Origin of the sequence: Lactobacillus ultunensis DSM 16047 (genome assembly GCF_001436305.1) — a bacterium.
In the GTDB taxonomy this organism is placed as follows: domain Bacteria; phylum Bacillota; class Bacilli; order Lactobacillales; family Lactobacillaceae; genus Lactobacillus; species Lactobacillus ultunensis.
This window is the reverse complement of the sequence record NZ_AZFO01000087.1, coordinates 1-547: the sequence shown is the minus strand read 5'-3', so window position 1 is coordinate 547 and position 547 is coordinate 1. Positions and strand designations below refer to the sequence as shown.

1 pseudogene is annotated in these 547 nt (G+C 30.0%); it reads right to left on the bottom strand.

What is annotated here, in order from left to right:
* Window positions 1-331 (bottom strand): annotated as a pseudogene (locus FC57_RS11165) (MmcQ/YjbR family DNA-binding protein); the annotation flags it as partial.
* Window positions 332-547 lie beyond the last annotated feature (216 nt).

Here is a 547-nt window from a genome sequence, read left to right as displayed (position 1 = left end):
ACCAATAATGTTTTAAACCGTCAGGATAAATACTTATTTGATCAAAACAATTTTTCCGGATATCTTTTAAAATTTCGACATAGTCACTGCGAACCTCATCAACAAATTTTCCGGTTTGAATTGAATGAACCGGCAAGTATTCTTCATCAATATCTAAATCGATTACCTTACCATTAATATTGTTTTTAATAATTACGATTTGAGCTTGAAATTTGTTGTTGAAAAAATTCTTCTGGTAATAAAATTTATTATTCTTCTTAAGGAAGCCATAATCGATCAATTTCTGGTTATCGGGTTGATATTTTTTAAAAACAGTATCTTCTAATTGCATATTCACACCTCGTTTTGTCTAACTTTATTGTAAGACATCACCTGCGCGTCATAGTTCAAAAAATTAAAAATTATCGTTGACTGTAACGTTTGGGTACAGATTATAGTTGTTTTTGAAAGATGAAGTTAACAAAGGAGAAATCAAAATGACAGAAAAAATGAATGCGGTAGTACTTACCAAGCCATGTAAGGCTGATGAATTAAAAGTTAGTCAAGT